Below are 16,664 nucleotides of genomic sequence, written 5' to 3'. Positions count from 1 at the left end.
AGACGTTTAACGCAACATGCTAGCTCAAATCGGCCTGTTTTGCCACTGTTTGTTAGGGTGGCAAGCCCGATAAACCGCTTGCAAGCAGGCGCTTTGGCGGCGTGTTGCCGCACCACTTAAGGATAAAATCATGCAATTGGAAGAAAGCCGCAGCACCGAAGGCCTGTGGATAGACGCGCACGAAGCGGGCAGCATCAGCATTGACGGCCAAACTTATAGCCATGCCGTGTGTTTGAATGGCGAAGCAGTGCTGCCATTAAATTTGGCTAATGCGGCCGATTTAAGCGCCGCTGATTTTCAGGTAGCCTTAGCCGCGCGTCCGGAAGTGGTATTGGTGGGCACCGGCGCCAAACAGGTGTTTTTACACCCGCGTGTAACTGCCGAGCTGGCCGCCGCAGGCATCGGCGTGGAAACCATGAGCACCGCCGCCGCTTGCCGCACTTATATGATTTTGCACAGCGAAGGGCGGCGGGTGTGGGCATGGCTGTGGCCGTAGAAAATATTAAATTATTGATATTTAAATTAATTTAAAATAATCAAGGCTGCCTGAAAACATTTATTTCGTTTTCAGGCAGCCTTTGGGTTACATCAAAGCCTATTTAAACTTTGGGCGGGGTTTGGCCTTTCACAATGCTCATGCCGGCGCTAACCAAGCCGCCGATGTCGGCCACGTTGGCGGGCATAATCAAGGTGTTGCTTTCTTTGGCCAGCTTGCCGAAGGCTTCCACATATTGCTCGGCCACTTTCAGGTTTACCGCTTCATTACCGCCGGGGGTGCGGATGGCTTCGGCCACCACGCGGATGGCGTCGGCCGTGGCAGCAGCCACCAAGCGCAAGGCTTGGGCTTCGCCTTCGGCGCGGTTGATTTGCGCCACTTTATTGCCTTGCGATTCGTTGACGGCAGCTTGTGCTTCACCTTCAGACTGTTTGATGTCGGCTTCACGCTGGCCGCTGGCCAAGTTGATTTGCTCTTGGCGCACACCTTCAGACTGGGCAATGCGGGCGCGTTTTTCACGCTCGGCAGTGATTTGCGCCTGCATTGAGCGCAGAATTTCTTGCGGCGGTACCAAGTCTTTGATTTCGTAGCGCAATACTTTTACGCCCCAAGAAATGGCGGCTTCATCCAGCGCGGCCACTACGGTGCGGTTGATGTCATCGCGCTCTTCAAAGGTTTTGTCCAATTCCATGCGGCCAATCACTGAGCGCAGGGTGGTTTGCGCCAGCTGGGTAATGGCAATCACGTAGTTGCTGGAGCCGTAGGAGGCCAATTGCGGGTCGGTTACTTGGAAATAAATAATGCCGTCTACGGTGAGCTGGGTGTTGTCGCGGGTGATACACACTTGGCTGGGCACATCCAGCGGGATTTCTTTCAGTGTGTGTTTGTAGGCAATGCGGTCCATAAACGGCACCAGCCAGCGCAAACCGGGGGTGAGGGTTTTGTAGTAGCGGCCCCAGCGTTCTACCACATAGGCTTCTTGTTGGGGCACAACGGTGAAGGCTTTAAAGCCGAAAACGGCAATGGCGATAAAAATCAGAATGGGCAGGCTGAAGAAGATTTCCATGCGGGTATTCCTTTGATGATGGGTTGAAAGGGGTTAACAAAAAATAGTTAATCTGAAAAAGCGTTTAATCTGTGCTGTGCAAATGAATATGCAAAACATTGCCATGCTTGCCGGTAATCTGTGCTTGCGCACCGCTCTTGGCATTGGCATGCTGTTCCAGCTGCGCCTGCCATTGGGTGCCGCGGTAGCGCACCAGCCACAAGCCGTCGGGTAGGGCGTGTTCCAGCACCACGGTTTGGCCGATGTCCAAATCATTGTCGTGTTGTTCGCGCGCGCGCGGTGGGCGGGATTTTTGCCAGCGGCGCACTAGGATAATGCCGATTACGGAAAACAACGAAGCAATCGACACATTTACCGCAGTGGGTGTGCCCAGCAGCCATTCGGCCAAACCGGCACTCACAAACGAGGCGCTTACGACCAACAAGTAAAAAGTGCCCATAAACATTTCGGCCACAAACAGCAATACGGCGGCGATTAGCCAAAACATAAGGTTTCTCCTTTATTGGGTTGTTTCAATAGGCTGCCTGAAAGGTTTTATTGCTTAAGCTTAAATACGGCTTTCAGGCAGCCTTATGTTGCCAAGCTGCGCTGGCGCTGGGTTTCCGCCAACACCATGCCAGCGCTCACCGATACATTCAGGCTTTGCACGCTGCCGAGCATGGGAATGGACACCAGCATATCGCAATGCTCGCGGGTGAGGCGGCGCATGCCGTCGCCTTCGGCACCCATCACCCAAGCCACGGCTTGCGGGGCGGTGAAGTGGAATAAATCGCTGCTGCCGTCCATATCGGTGCCCACAATCCAGATATCGCGCTCTTTGAGCTGGCGCAAGGTGCGTGCCAGATTGGTTACGGTGATATAAGGCACCACTTCGGCGGCACCGCAAGCCACTTTGCTTACGGTGGCGTTCAGCCCGGCGCTTTTGTCTTTGGGCGCAATCACCGCATGCACGCCCATGGCATCGGCCACACGCAGGCAAGCGCCGAGGTTGTGCGGATCGGTAATGCCGTCCAAAATCAGCAGCAGCGGCGGCTCGGTGAGGTGGTCAAGCACGTCGTCCAAATCAACATGGTTTTTGGAGGCGTCGATAAAGCCCACCACACCTTGGTGGCGGGCTTTTTTGCTGAGGGTGTCGAGGCGTTCGGCATCGGTGTGCACCACCCGCACATTTTCCGCGGCCGCCTTGGCCAGCACATCGCGCATACGCGCATCTTGGCGGCCGTCTTGCACATACAATTCCACAATGCTGGCGGGGTTTTGCCACAAGCGGGCGTTGACGGCGTGAAAGCCGATAATCAGGCGTTGGTTAGACATGGTTGGCGTTATTCTTAAAATACAATATTGGCTGCCATTATAACCGCAAGTGCCGCCGGGCGGGGTTTTGGCATCGCCCCCATTGCCAAACCGGCCGATTTCGGGCAAAGTGTGGCGCTAACAATTTTTAACCTGAATACCTTATTGGGTTTTCAGGCAGCCTGAACCGCATATCTCTTAATCATTTCTTTTTTATGCCGCCCACCGCACCCATTGATACTTATGTACGTGTAGAAACCGCCGAAGCCATGGATATTTTCCTGCGCCCGGCGGGCGTTTTTGCGCGCGCGCGTGCTTATGCGATGGATTTGTTGTTTCGGCTGCTGTGGTTGTGGTTGTCGAGCATGCTGGTGATGTTTATGTTTGTGGGCGGCGGCACGCCCGAATGGATGATGGGGCTGATATTCCTGAATCTGTTTGCCACCATGTGGCTGTATCCGGTGCTGTTTGAGGTGTTTTGGCACGGGCAAACGCCGGGTAAGCGCATCTTTCGTTTGCAGGTGATTAGTGACAACGGCGCCCAAGTGGGCTGGTCGGCGTCTTTATTGCGCAATCTGCTGCGCTTGGCCGACGGTTTGCCGTTTTTGTATGCGTTGGGGATGTCGGTGATGTTGCTGCACCCGCAAGGCAAACGCATTGGTGATGTGTTGGCCTCTACCTTGGTGGTGCACACCGACGACGCACGGGTGCAGGCCAGTTGGCAAGCGCTGCAAACCGTGCCGCCGCAAGCGCCGCCGGTGGCGCTCACGCGGGAAGAACAGCAGGCTTTGGTGTCGTTTGCCGAGCGCCAACACAAGCTGCCGCCGGCGCGGCGGCAAGAGCTGGCCGAGTTGCTGGTGGTGGCCATCTACGGCCATTTGCCCGCCCGCACCGATGCTTTGGCACTGGCGCTGGGCATGGCGCGCTACAGCGTGGGTGAGCGATCGGCGGCGGAGCGTGCACCATGAAGCAGCTGGCCTTTGAACAACAAAACCAAGCGCTGTGGCAGGCTTTTGAGCGCCAGTTGCAGCAATTGGAACACAAGCGTACGCGTTTGGCAGCGGAGCAAGCACGCCAATTCGGAAGCCATTACAGCCAAGTGTGCCACCATTTGGCGCTGGCCAACGACCGCCAATATTCCGGCGGCTTGGCATCTTATCTGCAAAATCTAGCCGAGCGCGGCCACAAACAGCTTTACCGTTATCAAAACAGCGGCCTGTGGGGGCGTTTTAAATATTTTGTGGGGCGCGATTTTCCGCAAACCGTGCGCCAGCAATTCAAGCCGGTGTTGTGGGCGCACGCGCTGTTTTACCTGCCTTTGCTGCTGTCTTTGCTGCTGGTGGCCTTGCATCCGCCGTTATTGGAAAAATGGGCGGGTGCGGATATCGGTGCCAATGCGGCGGAAAGCTATGCCGAAATGGCGGCGCAATACGCCGCCGGCAGCAACCGCCCGCTATGGCAAAACTGGATGATGTTCGGCTTTTATGTGTTCAATAATATCGGCATTGCTTTTCAGAGCTTTGCCGGTGGCTTGCTGTTCGGCATCGGCGCGGTGTACACCACCGTTTACAACGGCTTTATTATCGGCGGGATTATGGGCTATATGCTGCATGAGCCTTCGGCCTTGGCGTTTTATTCGTTTGTGTCGGCTCATGGCGCGTTTGAGCTTACCGGCTTGGTGCTGGCCGCCGCCGGCGGTTTGCGCTTGGGGCTGGCTTTATTGGCGCCGCAAGGTTTGTCGCGCAAGGATGCGCTCAGGCAGCAAGGTGCGGTGGCGGTAAAGTTGATGAGCGGTGCTTTTTTATTGCTGGCGCTGGCGGCGCTGGTGGAAGGCTTTTGGTCGCCGCTCACCAGTATTCCGATTGCCTTGAAATTTGCGGTGGGCACCATGTTGTGGCTGCTGGTTTACGCCTATTTGTGGCGGGCGGGGCGGGCATAAATGGACATCGGCACCTCGCGCTTGGCGCTGCGCACCCGCAATGCTTGGGAAGCCCTGGATTTGGGGGTACGCCTGTGGGCGGAGCGCAAAGGCTTGTATGCGGCTTTGTGGGCCACCTATTCGCTGCCCTTGCTGCTGTTGCTCAGCCTGTTGTTTTGGCGCGCGCCGTGGTGGGCGGGGGTGTTGCTGTGGTGGCTGAAGCCGGCGTTTGAAGCGCCGATACTCAAAGTGCTGTCGGAGCAGGTGTTTACGCCGCCGCCGTCTTACCGCCAATGCATGGCCGCCACTTGGCGCTTGCTGTGGCGGCCACGTTTGCTGGGCGATTTAACCTGGCGGCGCTTGGGCTGGCGCCGATCCTTGCTGCTGCCGGTAACGGTACTGGAAGGGCTAAATGGCCGCGCCCACCAATTGCGCCGTGATGAGCTGGCACGCTATGGCGGCGGCGCAGGGGCGTGGTTGTCGTTTTTCGGCATTCATTTCGAGGCCATCCTCACCTATGGCTTGCTGATTGTGGGCTATTGGCTGTGGTTTGGCAGCCCGGTGCAAGACGCCTTGGTGGAATCGGCCATGAGCATGAAGCAGGCGGCAGAAACCATGAGCACGCTGATGCAGCTATTGCAGCAAGACGATGCGCTGTGGCTTTATCATGTTTACAACCTCTTGTATGCGCTGGTGCTGTGTTTCTGGGGGCCGATTTATGTGGCCGCCGGTTTCGGCCTTTATCTGCATGCGCGCACCCTTTCCGAGGCTTGGGACGTGCGCTTGGCCGCCCGCCGTTTGGCCGCCCGCTTAGGGCATCCATTGGCCGCGCTGGCAGCCGTGTGCTTGGGTTTTGCTTTGTTGCTGCCTGCGACACCCGTGCACGCGGAAACGCTGCCTGATGTACAACAAGTGGACAATAGCCGTGAGGCAGTGCTTACACAGCCGCCGTTTGCACATTTGAAAGACAAGCGCAATTATTGCTGGCGCAGCTGTACTAAAACGGAAACCGATAAAAAAGACCGCCCTAGCACACAACCCGCCGCCGTGCCCACGGCGCCGTTCGCCCTGTTTAATATGGTGTTGTATGCGCTGGCGGGGCTGGTATTGCTGGGTGTTATCGCGCTGTTGGTGTATTGGTGGCGGCAAAGCCGCGGGCTTAGCCAAGTACAGGTGGCGGAGGCACCGGAAACCCTGTTTGGTTTGGCGATTACCCCGCAAAGCCTGCCTGCCGATGTGCCCACGCAAGTACTGCACTTGTGGCAGCAGCAAGACGCCCGTGCCGCCATGAGCCTGCTGTACCGTGCAAGCTTAGCGCAATTGCCGCGCCGCTACGGCATTGCCTTGCGCGACAGCAATACCGAGGGCGAAGTATTGCAGCGGGTGCGGCAATCGGCTGCCGGCTTGGCCGCCTATTGGCAACGCCTTACCCATGCTTGGTTGCAACAAGCCTATGCCCACCGCAGCAGCAGCGAAGTCGAAGTAATCCAGCTGTGCGACCAATACCGCCGGTATTTTGTACACAATACGCTGCCTGAAAACACCACCGCCACCCGCACCCAATCGGCATCCACAAGGGAGGCGCAGCCATGAAGCGCAAAACGCTGATGATTATGGCGGTATTGTTGCTGTTGCTGGGTGCCGTGGGCGCTTGGGTGGCCGCCAATACGGTGAGCGAAACCCGCAAAATTTGGCAAAACGATGCCTTGGCGCAAGAAGTGATGCAAGGGCGCTTGTTTGCCGTGCAAAAATTTCTGGCCAAACAAGCGCCCGCATTGCCGCAGCAAAGCTGGCGCCGCTGGCAAAGTGCCGCCAAAGAAGGGGGCAACACCGCCGCACCGGTATTGCTGTGGGTGGAAAATGTCGACCGCGCCCGCGCAGAAGATTACGACGAATTGCTCGACTGGGTGGCCGCGGGCAACCATGTCGTGCTGCCTTTGCTGGATGAAGAGAGCAGTGCGGATGCTGCTTCTGAGGTTGACACCGGCGCTGAAGGCGGCCTAATGAATGCGCAGCAATACCGGCAGTGGCTGGCTTCGCGGCTGGGCGTGCGGATTGGCACCGCTGCGGCAGCAAACAACAAAACCGGTGCCGTTCCGGCTGCCTGCCAAGCGGCCGAAAACCAGCGCCAACAAGCCGCCCGCGCCACCAACCATCGAGAAGACAATAAGGCTGCACCGCAACGCTTGGCCGAATGCGCACAGCAGCTTAATCAAATCAGGCTGCCTGAAGGGCGCACACTGGCGTGGATGGCGCCGGCCACGCAAACCATGCTTTTGAACAGTGGTAAAACGGCGCTATGGCAGGGTGAAGGTGCTTCAGGCAGCCATATTGTGCGCGTGGCCTATGGCCAAGGCAGTGTGGTGTTGCTGAGCAATTGGGATGCCTTGGCCGCACCGCAATATCCGCCCGCCGATGTCAGCGGGCTTAACCAATACGACCACGCCTATCTGGCCGCCTATCTGGCGCAAGATAAATCAGCCGTGTGGTTTGTGCGCCAGCTGGGCAGCCCGCCACCCATCGACACCGCCCCGGCATGGTGGCGGCTGTGGCAGGCCGAGCCTTTGCTGATGGGGGCGCTGGTGTTGCTGGTGGCCGCCGGTGTGTGGTATCTGAGCATGCGCATGGGTGCTTTGCGGCAGCTGCCGGTGCCGCAAGAGCGCTATTTAAGTGAACATTTGGCCGCCCAAGGGCAGTTTTTGGCACGCAAGCCTTTGCGCGGCGCGCAATTGCAGTGGCTGCAACAACAACTGTGGCAACAATGGCAGCAGCAATGGGCGCATTGGGCGCAGATGGATGGCCAAGCCCGCATGCAAGCGGTGTGCCGCCACACCGGTGCGCCGCCCGCGGTGGTGCGTTTGTGGTTGCAGCCGGTGCCACCGCAACCTACCGCGGCGCAATGGTTGGCTTATTTACGCAGCCACCAGCGTATTTTGCGCGCTAAAAAGCCTTCTTTATTTCAATCCACGAGGTAATCCGTATGCACAACCCCACTGACAACCAGCCCGCCAATCCCGGCGTGTTGCAAGCCGCCCGCGCGGTGCAGGTATTGCGCCAGCGGCTCAATCAAGTGCTGATTGGCCAGCGCCGGGTGGTTGACGAAGTGCTAACCGTGTTTTTAGCCGGCGGCCATGTGTTGCTCGAAGGCGTGCCCGGCGTGGGCAAAACCTTGTTGGTGCGGGCGCTGGCGCAAACCTTTGGTGGCGAATTCAACCGCATCCAGTTCACCCCTGATTTGATGCCGTCTGATGTTACTGGTCACTACCGTTTTGACGCGGCCAACAATCAATTTGTGCTGCGCCAAGGGCCGGTGTTTACCCATTTGCTTTTAGCCGACGAAATCAACCGCGCCCCGGCCAAAACCCAAGCCGCCTTGCTCGAAGTGATGCAGGAGCGCGCAGTAACGCTGGACGGCACCACCCACGCTTTGCAGCGCCCGTTTATGGTGCTGGCCACGCAAAACCCGATTGAGCAGGAAGGCACCTATCCGCTGCCTGAAGCGCAGCTGGATCGCTTTATGTTCAAAGTGCTGATTGATTATCCGGACATGGCCGATGAAGTGGCTTTGGTGCAGGCGGTGATCAACAGCGAAGGCAATGATGTGCTACACGGCAATGCACCCGGCCATGTGTTTCAGGCAGCCCAGATTGAGCAGCTACAAAAATGGGCAGCCAAGGTGCGGGTAGACAGCCAATTAATCGACTACGCCGTGCGCTTGGTGGGCACCACCCGCACTTGGCCGGCGCTGTCGGTGGGTGCCGGGCCGCGCGCCGGTATTGCCTTAATCGGCTGCGCGCGCGCCCATGCGCTGATTCAGCAACGCGATTTTGTCACTCCCGACGACATCAAAGCCGTGTGGCTGCCGGCTTTGCGCCACCGCGTGCGTTTGTCTACCCAAATGGAAATGGAAGGCGTGAGCGTGGAAACGGTGTTGTCCGAGCTGCTGGCTTCGGTGCCCGCGCCGCGTATTTGATGCCTGCCGGAAAATAAAATACCTTATGAACCTTAAACCTGCCCGCCCTTTGCTGATTGGCCTGGCGCTTGTGTGTGCGCTGGCGCTTTCAGGCAGCCTCTTGCGCGAGCTGCAGCCGCTGCTGGCGCGGGTGTTGACGCTGGGCGGCGGCAGCTTATTGCTATTGCTGCTGCTGGCCGCACTGGTGGATGCCTTGCGGCGTCAAGCGGTGGGTGATTTTCAGGTATTGCGCCAATTGCCGTCGCAATTTGTGCAAGGGCAGCCACACGAAATCGAATTGCAGTTTACCCCGCCTGCCACCCGCTTCTGGCAGCGCCCACATCAATTGCAGCTGGCCGACCTCCACCCGCCGCACTGGCACACCGACACCCCTTTGCTCACCTTGCAAACCTTGCCCGGGCGCCCCAGTTATATCCGCTATGCGCTCACCCCGATGCGGCGCGGCGAAGCCGAATTTATCGGCATCGAATACTGGCTGCCTTCGGCTTGGGGCTTGTGGCAGCGCCGTTACCGCCAAACGGCGGCGGCTGAAGTGCGCGTATTGCCCGATTTTTCGCGTATTTTGGGTGCCGAGCTGGTGGGCATGCAGCGCTGGCTCAACTGGGTGGGTGTGCGCAAGCTGCCGCGTTTGGGGCAGGGGCAAGATTTCCATCAATTGCGCGACTACCAACAAGGCGACGACATCCGCCACATCGACTGGAAAGCCACCGCCCGCGTCAATAAACCGATTGTGCGCAGCTTTCAGCAAGAGCAAGACCAGCAAGTGATTTTTCTGCTCGACTGCGGCCGCAATATGCGCCTGCATATGGATGGTTTAAGCCATTTCGACCACAGCCTGCAAGCCATGCTGTTGCTGTCGTTTACCGCCTTAAAGCACGGCGATGCCGTGGGTTTGCTTACCTTTGCGCATGAGCAATCGCGCTGGGTGCCGCCGCACAAAGGCGTGGCGCAACTGGGGCGGCTGGTGCAAGGCGTGTACGACATTGAGCCGTCGTTGCAGTCGGGTGATTTGGAAAGCGCCATCAGTCTGTTGCTGCAAAAACAACGCCGCCGTGCGCTGGTGGTGGTGCTCACCCATTTGAATTATGAAGACAGCGACGGCATCAGCCGCCAATTGCTGCGTTTAAAACGCCACCATTTGGTGCTGCTGGCCAGCCTGCGCCCGCACACACCCGACGAAATGGCCGCCCGCCCGGTGCACAACAGCCAAGATGCCGCCGCTTATCTGGGTGCACGGCAATACCAGCATCAAGTAGCGCAGGTATTGCAGCAATTGCAGGCCAGAAACATCACCTGCCTAAACACCTTGCCCAACCAGCTCAGCACGGGCTTGATTAACCGCTATCTGCAATTGAAACGCCGCCAAGCCTGGTAGCTATAAGCAGGTAGGATTCTTAAATCCGACGCATTGCTAAAAATAAAACCCATCGACAATGATGACGGCTACCTGAAAAGCATAATTGGCCAAACCCAGCTGATTAAGTTGATTCTTCTACCTCTCAAATACTGGCCCGCCGCTGCGGGTAAGCTATTGGCAAAACCAGATAAATACGCCATAGTGTGAAGCCTTGTTTTCCTTACCCTCAAGCCGGTTTATCTTTTATGAAGTACACCAAAAGCCTGTCTGCCCGTTTAAAACTGCTTACCCTGTTGTGGGTGGCGGTGGCGGTGGCATCCATTGTGCTCACTTTGCTGTTGTCGTGGCGTTTGGAAGGCGGCGCAGCGGCAATCAATGACGCGGGCAGTTTGCGTATGCAAACCTATCGGCTCGGCTTGCTGGTGTATGAAAACCGGCCTGCCGCCGAAATCAACCAAAAAATCCAGCGTTTCGATGCCACTTTGGCCACCTTGGTCAAAGGCGATCCGTCGCGCCCCTTGTTTTTGCCGCCCACAGCCGAAGTGCAAGCCCATATGGCCACCTTGCAGCAGCAATGGCAGCAAGAAATGAAACCCCTGTTTCAGGCAGCCTTAACCCAGCCGCAAGCGGTGCACAACGAGCGCTTACAGCAATTTGTGGGCAGTATCGACAAATTGGTGTTGGCGGTGGAAGCAGTGAATGCGCGCAACACCGAATGGCTGCGGCTGTTTCAAAGTGGGCTGCTGGCGATGGTGCTGCTCAGCGCCGGGGTAATGGTGGTGTTGCTGTATTTGTGGATTATCAAACCGCTGGAGGCTTTGCAGCGTGGGGTGGTGGCGATTCACGATGGCAATTTCGGCGTACAGGTGCCGCGCGACAAGGCCACTGAATTTGCCCAAGTAGATGACGGTTTTAACCAAATGAGCACGCGGCTGCAGCAGCTCTACACCAACCTTGAGCAGCAAGTGGCCGACAAAACCCGTGATTTGGCCGACAAAAATTACACCCTGGAAACACTGTATTTCTTTTTGCACTTTCTAAACCAAACCACCGGCATCGAAGCCGCCGCGCAAGGTTTTCTCAGCAAAATCATGGCTCTTGTGCCTGCACAGGCGGGCAGCGTGCGCTTGGTTGATTTTCAGCGCCAACGCATGGATTTAGTGGCACAAATCGGGCTGCCTGAAGCTTTACAAAGCGCCGAAGCCTGCCAGCGCTTAGACGATTGCTTTTGCGGCCAAGCGGTGCAAAGTGGCGATTGGCAACCCATCCGCTTTGGCCTGCCTATGCCCGATGGTAGCACCGGCCTGCCCACCGGCTGTGAAAAATCCGGTTTTCAATATCTGCATTTGCTTCATATCCGCCACAATGAGCAAGAGCTGGGGGTGATGGCCTTGTATTTTGACCAGCCGTATTCCTTGGCCACCGCTACCGGCCAATTACTCAATGCCTTATGCCTTAATTTTGGCGTGGCGGTAGCCAATATCCGCTTGGCCGAAGAAAGCCGCCAATTGGCGGTGCTGCAAGAGCGCAATCTGATGGCGCAAGGGCTGCACGACAGCATTGCCCAAACGCTCACTTTCTTAAATTTACAAGTACAAATGCTCGAAAGCGCATTGGCCGCGCAACAGCCCGAACAAGCGGCGGAAAATGTGCAATTCATCAAAGACGGCGTACAAGAATGCTATGAAGACGTGCGCGAGCTGCTGCTGAATTTTCGCACCAAAATCAGCCGTAAAGAATTTACCGAAGCCGTGCGCACCTTGGCACAGCGCTTCGAGCAGCAAACCCATGTGGCCACCAATGTGCGCTGGCAAGGCACCGGCCCGCCGCTGAATGCCGAGCAGCAATTGCAGTTTATCTTTATCCTGCAAGAAAGCCTGTCGAATATCCGCAAACATGCGCACGCAGACCAAGTGAAAATCGAATTTGATAATCAACACGACTTCACCATGACCATTACCGACAACGGTTGCGGCTTTGACACCGCCGCTTTGGCCAAGCTTTCAGGCAGCCATGTTGGTCTCGGGATTATGCGCGAACGTGCCCTACGCATCCGCGCTGGCCTTAATATCACATCACAGCCGGGCACCGGCAGCCAAGTGCGCCTGTGCCTGCCCCACCAAGAAAGAAACCTGGCATGAACCCCAAAATCAGCATTATTTTAATCGACGACCACACCTTATTTCGCAGCGGCATCAAAGCCTTGTTGGCACGCCAAGCCGATTGCGAAGTGGTGGGCGAAGCGGCCGACGGCCTAAGCGGCGTGAAATTGGTGGAGCAGCACAAGCCCGATGTGGTGCTGCTGGACTTGGATATGCCGGTGATGAACGGGCGTGAAGCCTTGGCACAAATTTTAAGCAGCCAGCCGCAGCAAACCGTGGTGATGCTCACCGTATCCGAAGACAGCGAAGACCTCACCGAATGCATGCGCTTGGGCGCGCGCGGCTTTTTGCTCAAAAACATCAATGCCGATTTCTTGGTGGACGCGATTAAAAAAGCCGCCAATGGCGACAATGTATTCTCCCCGGAAATGACCGCGCGGCTGGTGCAATCGCTGATTCAGCCGCAAGCGGCCGCACCCACCAGCGTTTTAGACAGCCTTACCCCGCGCGAGCTGGAAATTCTCGGCCATTTGGCTGCCGGACACAGCAATAAAATCATTGCCCGCAAGCTGGATTTGGCCGAATCCACCATTAAAGTGCATGTGCAAAACATCTTGCGCAAGCTCGAATTAAGCAGCCGCGTGCAAGCCGCCGTGTTTGCCGTGCAACATAAAGTGCCGCAACCGCAAGATTAATTTGAAAATTGCAGGTTTCAGGCAGCCTTAATCCAGCTCACCCAGCCAGCTCACCCAGTAGGCTAAACCAAGGAAAGAACCATGAAAAGCAGCGCCCGCAACCAATTTAGCGGCACGATTGAAACCATCGAAGACACGGGCGGCTTGCAGTATGTTACCGTGGCCTGCGCCGGTGGCACCCGCGTACGCGCGTTGGTGAGCCGTGCCGGTGCCGCCGCGCTCAAGCTCACTGTGGGCAGCGCGGTGGTGGTGATGGTGAAAGCATCGTCGATTATGCTGGTAACCGACTTGGCGCCGCTGCAACTGAGCGCCGAAAACAGCCTTGAAGGCACCATCAAACACATTGAAACCGGCAGCGTAAACAACGTGGTCACCTTAAGCTTGCCCGGCGAGATTGAGCTCACCGCCACCATCACCCTCTACAGCAGCGAAAATCTAGACTTGCACGCGGGGCAACCGGCCACCGCCATTTTTAATGCCAGCCAAGTGGTGTTGGGGGCATTGGCTTAAGCATGGTTTTTGGCCGAATAGATCAAAACAACACCATTTTGTTCTTTGAAGAAGCGCCGGATTCAAGAATCCGGCCTACAGTTTTACCGTTCAGGCAGCCTTAAAAATGTGCCGCACCTGCACAGGCAGATACGGCAAGGTGGTGTTAAACGCTTGGCCCGCCAAGCAATAAAAGCAAAACGCGTGCGTGAACAAGGCTTCACGTACGCGTTTCTTATTTTCAGATGAATGAAGTTAATGTGGCAGGCCTTCAATCACAATACTGTAAACGACCTTGCCGAATATCGGCCACCGCATCGGCCAGCATTTCGGTGTCGGCGCTGTCGTGGCTGATGAGCAGCATCGGTACCGCCAGCTCGGCTTGCAATTCGGCCACCAGCTGGCGCATTTGTGTGCGTAAGCCGCTATCCAGCGCCGAAAAAGGCTCGTCCAGCAGCAGCCATTGCGGGCGGGTGATGCAGGCGCGGGCCAGTGCGGTGCGTTGGCGTTGGCCGCCGGAAATCTGCACCGGATAATGTGCGGCCACGGCTTGCAGTTGCATGCGTTCCAACCATTGGCGGGTGAGGGCATCGGCGGTGTGTGGCGGGTTTTGCAGGCCAATCTTTAGGCCGAAGGCGATGTTTTGCGCCACGGTTAAATGCGGAAATAAGGCGTAATCTTGAAACACCAGCCCGGCTTGCCGCTGTTGCGGCGGCGGCCAATAGCCGCTGGCGGTATCGCCGAGGTTGTGGCCGTTGATGCGCACATGGCCGCTTTGCGGGCGCAGCAGCCCCGCCAGCAATTGCAGAATCAGGCTTTTCCCTGCACCGGAAGGGCCGATAATTGCCAAGCGCTGGGCGCGGCTTTGGCAGTGCACATCCAGCTCAAAATGGCTGTTACCGCCCGGTAGCCGGGTGGCAAAGGCAAAATCAAAGGCGTAGGGGGTGTTGTTCATGTGTGCTGCCTTGGTTTGGCCAGGCGGTTGGTGAGCCACAAAATGGTGGCGCACACCGCCGAAATCAGCAGCACCAGTTGGTTGGCCAGCACATCATTGCCTGCTTGTACCGCTTCATATACGGCAATCGACAAGGTTTGGGTTTGGCCGGGAATGCTGCCCGCAATCATCAATGTGGCGCCAAATTCGCCCAAGGCGCGGGCAAACGCCAGCAGCAAACCCGCCAAAATACCGCGCCAAGCCAAGGGCAGGGTAACGCGCCAGAAAACCGCGCGTTCAGGCAGCCCCAATACCCGCGCCGCTTGCTCCAACTGCGGGTTTACGCCTTCAAAAGCCGCGCGTGCGGGTTTGAAAACCAAGGGGAAGGTGACCACCATTGCCGCCAGCACCGCACCTTGCCAAGTGAAAATCAGGCTCACGCCAAACCACTGCTGCAAGCTTTGCCCCAGCACGCCGTGGCGGCCGAACAGCACCAAAAGATAATAGCCCAACACAGTGGGCGGCATCACCATCGGCAGGGTGAGCAGGGTGTCGAGCAGGTCGCGGCCGATAAAGCGCCGCCGCGCCAGTACAAAGCCCACGGCCACGCCCAGCAGCAAATTGAGCAAAGTGGCGCAAAACGCCACTTTGAGCGACAAGCTTAAGGCAGGCCAAACATTATTCAGCATAGTTAATGATGTGTGTAAACATGCCATTAAGGGCGGCTAAAGCCGTATTTTTGGAGCACTTTTTGCCCGGCCGGTGACAGCACAAAATCCACAAACCGCTGTGCTTCGGCCTTTTGGCGGCTGCTGCTGGTGACGGCAATCGGATAAGAAACCGGCGTATCCAAGGCCACGGTGGCGGTAACGCGCACTTTATCCGGCATCAGCGCGGCATCGGTGCGGTAAACAAAGCCGGCGTTCACTTCTTTGCGCGCCACATAATTCAACGACTGGCGCACATTCTGGGTGGTGATGATTTTGGGCTGCAAGCGCTCAAACAAACCGGCCTTGCTCAGCGCCGCTTTGGCATAGCGCCCCACCGGCACGCTGTCCGGATTGCTTAAGGCAATGCGGGCAATGCCGCTTTGCTGCAAATCGCTCAGTTGCTGCGGGCGCAAGGCGCTGGCGGCGGGCACCACCAACACCAAATCATTGCGCACAAAAGTTTTGCGGCTGCCCGGCTGCACCGCTTGCTTGGCCACGGCGGTATCCATGGTTTGTTGGTCGGCCGTGGCCAACACGTCCACCGGCGCACCCTGCAGCAATTGCTGCAATAAAGTGCCGGAGCCGGCGGTATTCAAACGCACGGTAACGCCCGGATTTTGTTGCTGATACTGGCTGCCGATTTCTTTAAACGCATCGCTCAAACTGGCAGCGGCAGAAACCAGCAAATCTTTGGCACTCAGCGGCAAAGCCAACAAAGCCAGCGTGGCAAAGGCAAACAAACGGTGGGAGCGGGAAGGCATGACAAGGCTTTCGGCAGGGGAAACGAGCGGCAACAATAGCAAAAATCAGTGTGTCTCACCACAGGCATAAAGGCTTAAGCCGTTTAATAGTTCAAAAGACGTAGCTCGCTGGGTGGCAATTTTAAAGAAATTGGGGTTTTACATTATTTCAGGCAGCCTTTTAAAGGGCTGCCTGAAAATGTTTTACACTGCGCCGCGCAGTTTGGGCATATCGGCTTTTAGCTTAAATTGGGGAAAATGGCCTTTAATCCGGCGGCCATGATTTCCACTGCCACTGCGGCCAGCAGCAAGCCCATGACCCGGTTGAGAATGTTCATGCCGGTGTTGCCCAGATAGCGGCTAACCCGGTTGCCAGCGCGTAAGGTGAGGTAGCAGATGATGCTGATGATGAGGCTGGCGGCGATAATCGACAGTGTGTGCCAATAGGTTTTGCTGCTGGAAGCATAAATCACCACCGTGGAAATGCCGCCGGGGCCGATGACCATCGGCATGGCCAGTGGTACCACCGCTATGCTGTTTTTACTGATTCTGGGTGTGAGCGTGCTGTTTTCGTCTATGCCGATTTTGGGTTTGCTGGGGTTGTTGTTACCGTTGATTAATGACAATGAAATCAAAAATACCAAGCAGCCGCCGGCTACCTGAAACGCACCAATCGAAATGCCCAGCCCTTTGAGGATGTATTGGCCGCTGAGGGTAAAGATCACCATAATAATAAAAACGCTGATGGCACAAATGCGCGCCACTGATCGGCGCTCGGCGCGGGTGTAGTCGGCGGTGGCATCCAGATAAATGGTGAGTGCGGCCAAAGGATTGATCAACACCAAAAAGGCGAGCAGGATTTTGCTGACTTCAAAACTCATGATTGGGCCA

Annotated in this window: 18 protein-coding genes; 11 read left to right on the top strand and 7 right to left on the bottom strand. The window is 56.9% G+C overall.

Annotated elements, in window-relative coordinates:
- Positions 1 to 130 precede the first annotated feature (130 nt).
- Complete coding sequence (locus tag JQU52_RS10710; RefSeq protein WP_230338475.1) at positions 131 to 496, top strand: Mth938-like domain-containing protein; 366 nt, start codon at positions 131 to 133, stop codon at positions 494 to 496.
- 103 nt (positions 497 to 599) lie between these two features.
- On the opposite strand, the gene JQU52_RS10705 is transcribed toward JQU52_RS10710, so the two are convergent.
- From JQU52_RS10705 to rlmB, 3 genes are all read right to left on the bottom strand, one after another.
- Entirely contained in the window at positions 600 to 1,562 is a 963-nt protein-coding gene (locus JQU52_RS10705; protein WP_230338474.1) for an SPFH domain-containing protein, read from the bottom strand.
- 64 nt (positions 1,563 to 1,626) lie between these two features.
- The gene (locus tag JQU52_RS10700; RefSeq protein ID WP_230338473.1) at positions 1,627 to 2,049 is read right to left on the bottom strand and encodes an NfeD family protein; all 423 of its coding nucleotides are present in this window, start codon (positions 2,047 to 2,049) and stop codon (positions 1,627 to 1,629) included.
- 83 nt (positions 2,050 to 2,132) lie between these two features.
- Positions 2,133 to 2,876 (bottom strand): 23S rRNA (guanosine(2251)-2'-O)-methyltransferase RlmB, encoded by a 744-nt coding sequence (rlmB, locus tag JQU52_RS10695; protein WP_230338472.1) that lies wholly within the window; start codon positions 2,874 to 2,876, stop codon positions 2,133 to 2,135.
- Between the two features lie 27 nt (positions 2,877 to 2,903).
- Here rlmB and JQU52_RS10690 point away from each other — a divergent pair, with 27 nt between their 5' ends.
- The 10 genes from JQU52_RS10690 (at position 2,904) to JQU52_RS10645 (ending at position 13,410) form a co-directional block, all read left to right on the top strand.
- On the top strand, positions 2,904 to 3,041 hold the full coding sequence (locus tag JQU52_RS10690; RefSeq protein WP_230338471.1) for a hypothetical protein: 138 nt from the start codon (positions 2,904 to 2,906) through the stop codon (positions 3,039 to 3,041).
- A 29-nt stretch (positions 3,042 to 3,070) separates the two neighbouring features.
- A complete protein-coding gene (locus JQU52_RS10685; protein ID WP_230338470.1) occupies positions 3,071 to 3,823 on the top strand; it encodes an RDD family protein in 753 nt (250 codons plus the stop codon).
- Entirely contained in the window at positions 3,820 to 4,794 is a 975-nt protein-coding gene (locus JQU52_RS10680) for a stage II sporulation protein M (RefSeq protein WP_230338469.1), read from the top strand. The genes JQU52_RS10685 and JQU52_RS10680 overlap by 4 nt, the downstream gene beginning before the upstream one ends.
- The gene (locus JQU52_RS10675; RefSeq protein WP_230338468.1) at positions 4,795 to 6,366 is read left to right on the top strand and encodes a DUF4129 domain-containing protein; all 1,572 of its coding nucleotides are present in this window, start codon (positions 4,795 to 4,797) and stop codon (positions 6,364 to 6,366) included. It begins immediately after the preceding gene.
- Positions 6,363 to 7,748 carry a DUF4350 domain-containing protein gene (locus JQU52_RS10670; protein WP_230338467.1) on the top strand — a complete coding sequence of 462 codons (1,386 nt, stop codon included), beginning with the start codon at positions 6,363 to 6,365 and terminating at the stop codon, positions 7,746 to 7,748. Before JQU52_RS10675 ends, JQU52_RS10670 begins: the two co-directional genes overlap by 4 nt.
- Positions 7,749 to 7,753: 5 nt before the next feature.
- On the top strand, positions 7,754 to 8,746 hold the full coding sequence (locus JQU52_RS10665) for an AAA family ATPase (protein ID WP_230338466.1): 993 nt from the start codon (positions 7,754 to 7,756) through the stop codon (positions 8,744 to 8,746).
- Positions 8,747 to 8,771: 25 nt separating this feature from the next.
- Positions 8,772 to 10,121, top strand: coding sequence for a DUF58 domain-containing protein (locus tag JQU52_RS10660; protein WP_230338465.1), 1,350 nt, complete (start codon positions 8,772 to 8,774; stop codon positions 10,119 to 10,121).
- A 227-nt stretch (positions 10,122 to 10,348) separates the two neighbouring features.
- Entirely contained in the window at positions 10,349 to 12,244 is a 1,896-nt protein-coding gene (locus tag JQU52_RS10655; protein ID WP_230338464.1) for a type IV pili methyl-accepting chemotaxis transducer N-terminal domain-containing protein, read from the top strand.
- The gene (locus JQU52_RS10650) at positions 12,241 to 12,900 is read left to right on the top strand and encodes a response regulator (RefSeq protein ID WP_230338463.1); all 660 of its coding nucleotides are present in this window, start codon (positions 12,241 to 12,243) and stop codon (positions 12,898 to 12,900) included. The genes JQU52_RS10655 and JQU52_RS10650 overlap by 4 nt, the downstream gene beginning before the upstream one ends.
- An 81-nt stretch (positions 12,901 to 12,981) precedes the next feature.
- A complete protein-coding gene (locus JQU52_RS10645; RefSeq protein WP_230338462.1) occupies positions 12,982 to 13,410 on the top strand; it encodes a TOBE domain-containing protein in 429 nt (142 codons plus the stop codon).
- A gap of 250 nt (positions 13,411 to 13,660) precedes the next feature.
- Here the strand turns inward: JQU52_RS10645 and JQU52_RS10640 are convergent, their stop codons facing one another.
- From JQU52_RS10640 to JQU52_RS10625, 4 genes are all read right to left on the bottom strand, one after another.
- Positions 13,661 to 14,344: an ATP-binding cassette domain-containing protein gene (locus JQU52_RS10640; RefSeq protein ID WP_230338461.1), complete on the bottom strand. Its 684-nt coding sequence runs from the start codon at positions 14,342 to 14,344 to the stop codon at positions 13,661 to 13,663.
- Positions 14,341 to 15,012: a molybdate ABC transporter permease subunit gene (gene modB / locus JQU52_RS10635; RefSeq protein WP_230338460.1), complete on the bottom strand. Its 672-nt coding sequence runs from the start codon at positions 15,010 to 15,012 to the stop codon at positions 14,341 to 14,343. Before modB ends, JQU52_RS10640 begins: the two co-directional genes overlap by 4 nt.
- 26 nt (positions 15,013 to 15,038) lie before the next feature.
- Complete coding sequence (modA, locus tag JQU52_RS10630; RefSeq protein ID WP_230338459.1) at positions 15,039 to 15,794, bottom strand: molybdate ABC transporter substrate-binding protein; 756 nt, start codon at positions 15,792 to 15,794, stop codon at positions 15,039 to 15,041.
- Between the two features lie 218 nt (positions 15,795 to 16,012).
- On the bottom strand, positions 16,013 to 16,654 hold the full coding sequence (locus JQU52_RS10625) for a MarC family protein (RefSeq protein WP_230338458.1): 642 nt from the start codon (positions 16,652 to 16,654) through the stop codon (positions 16,013 to 16,015).
- Between the last annotated feature and the right edge of the window lie 10 nt (positions 16,655 to 16,664).

This window comes from Paralysiella testudinis (assembly GCF_016894345.1).
In the GTDB taxonomy this organism is placed as follows: Bacteria; Pseudomonadota; Gammaproteobacteria; order Burkholderiales; family Neisseriaceae; genus Paralysiella; species Paralysiella testudinis.
Note: the sequence above shows the minus strand (reverse complement) of the source record. Positions and strands in the feature narration are given on the sequence as shown.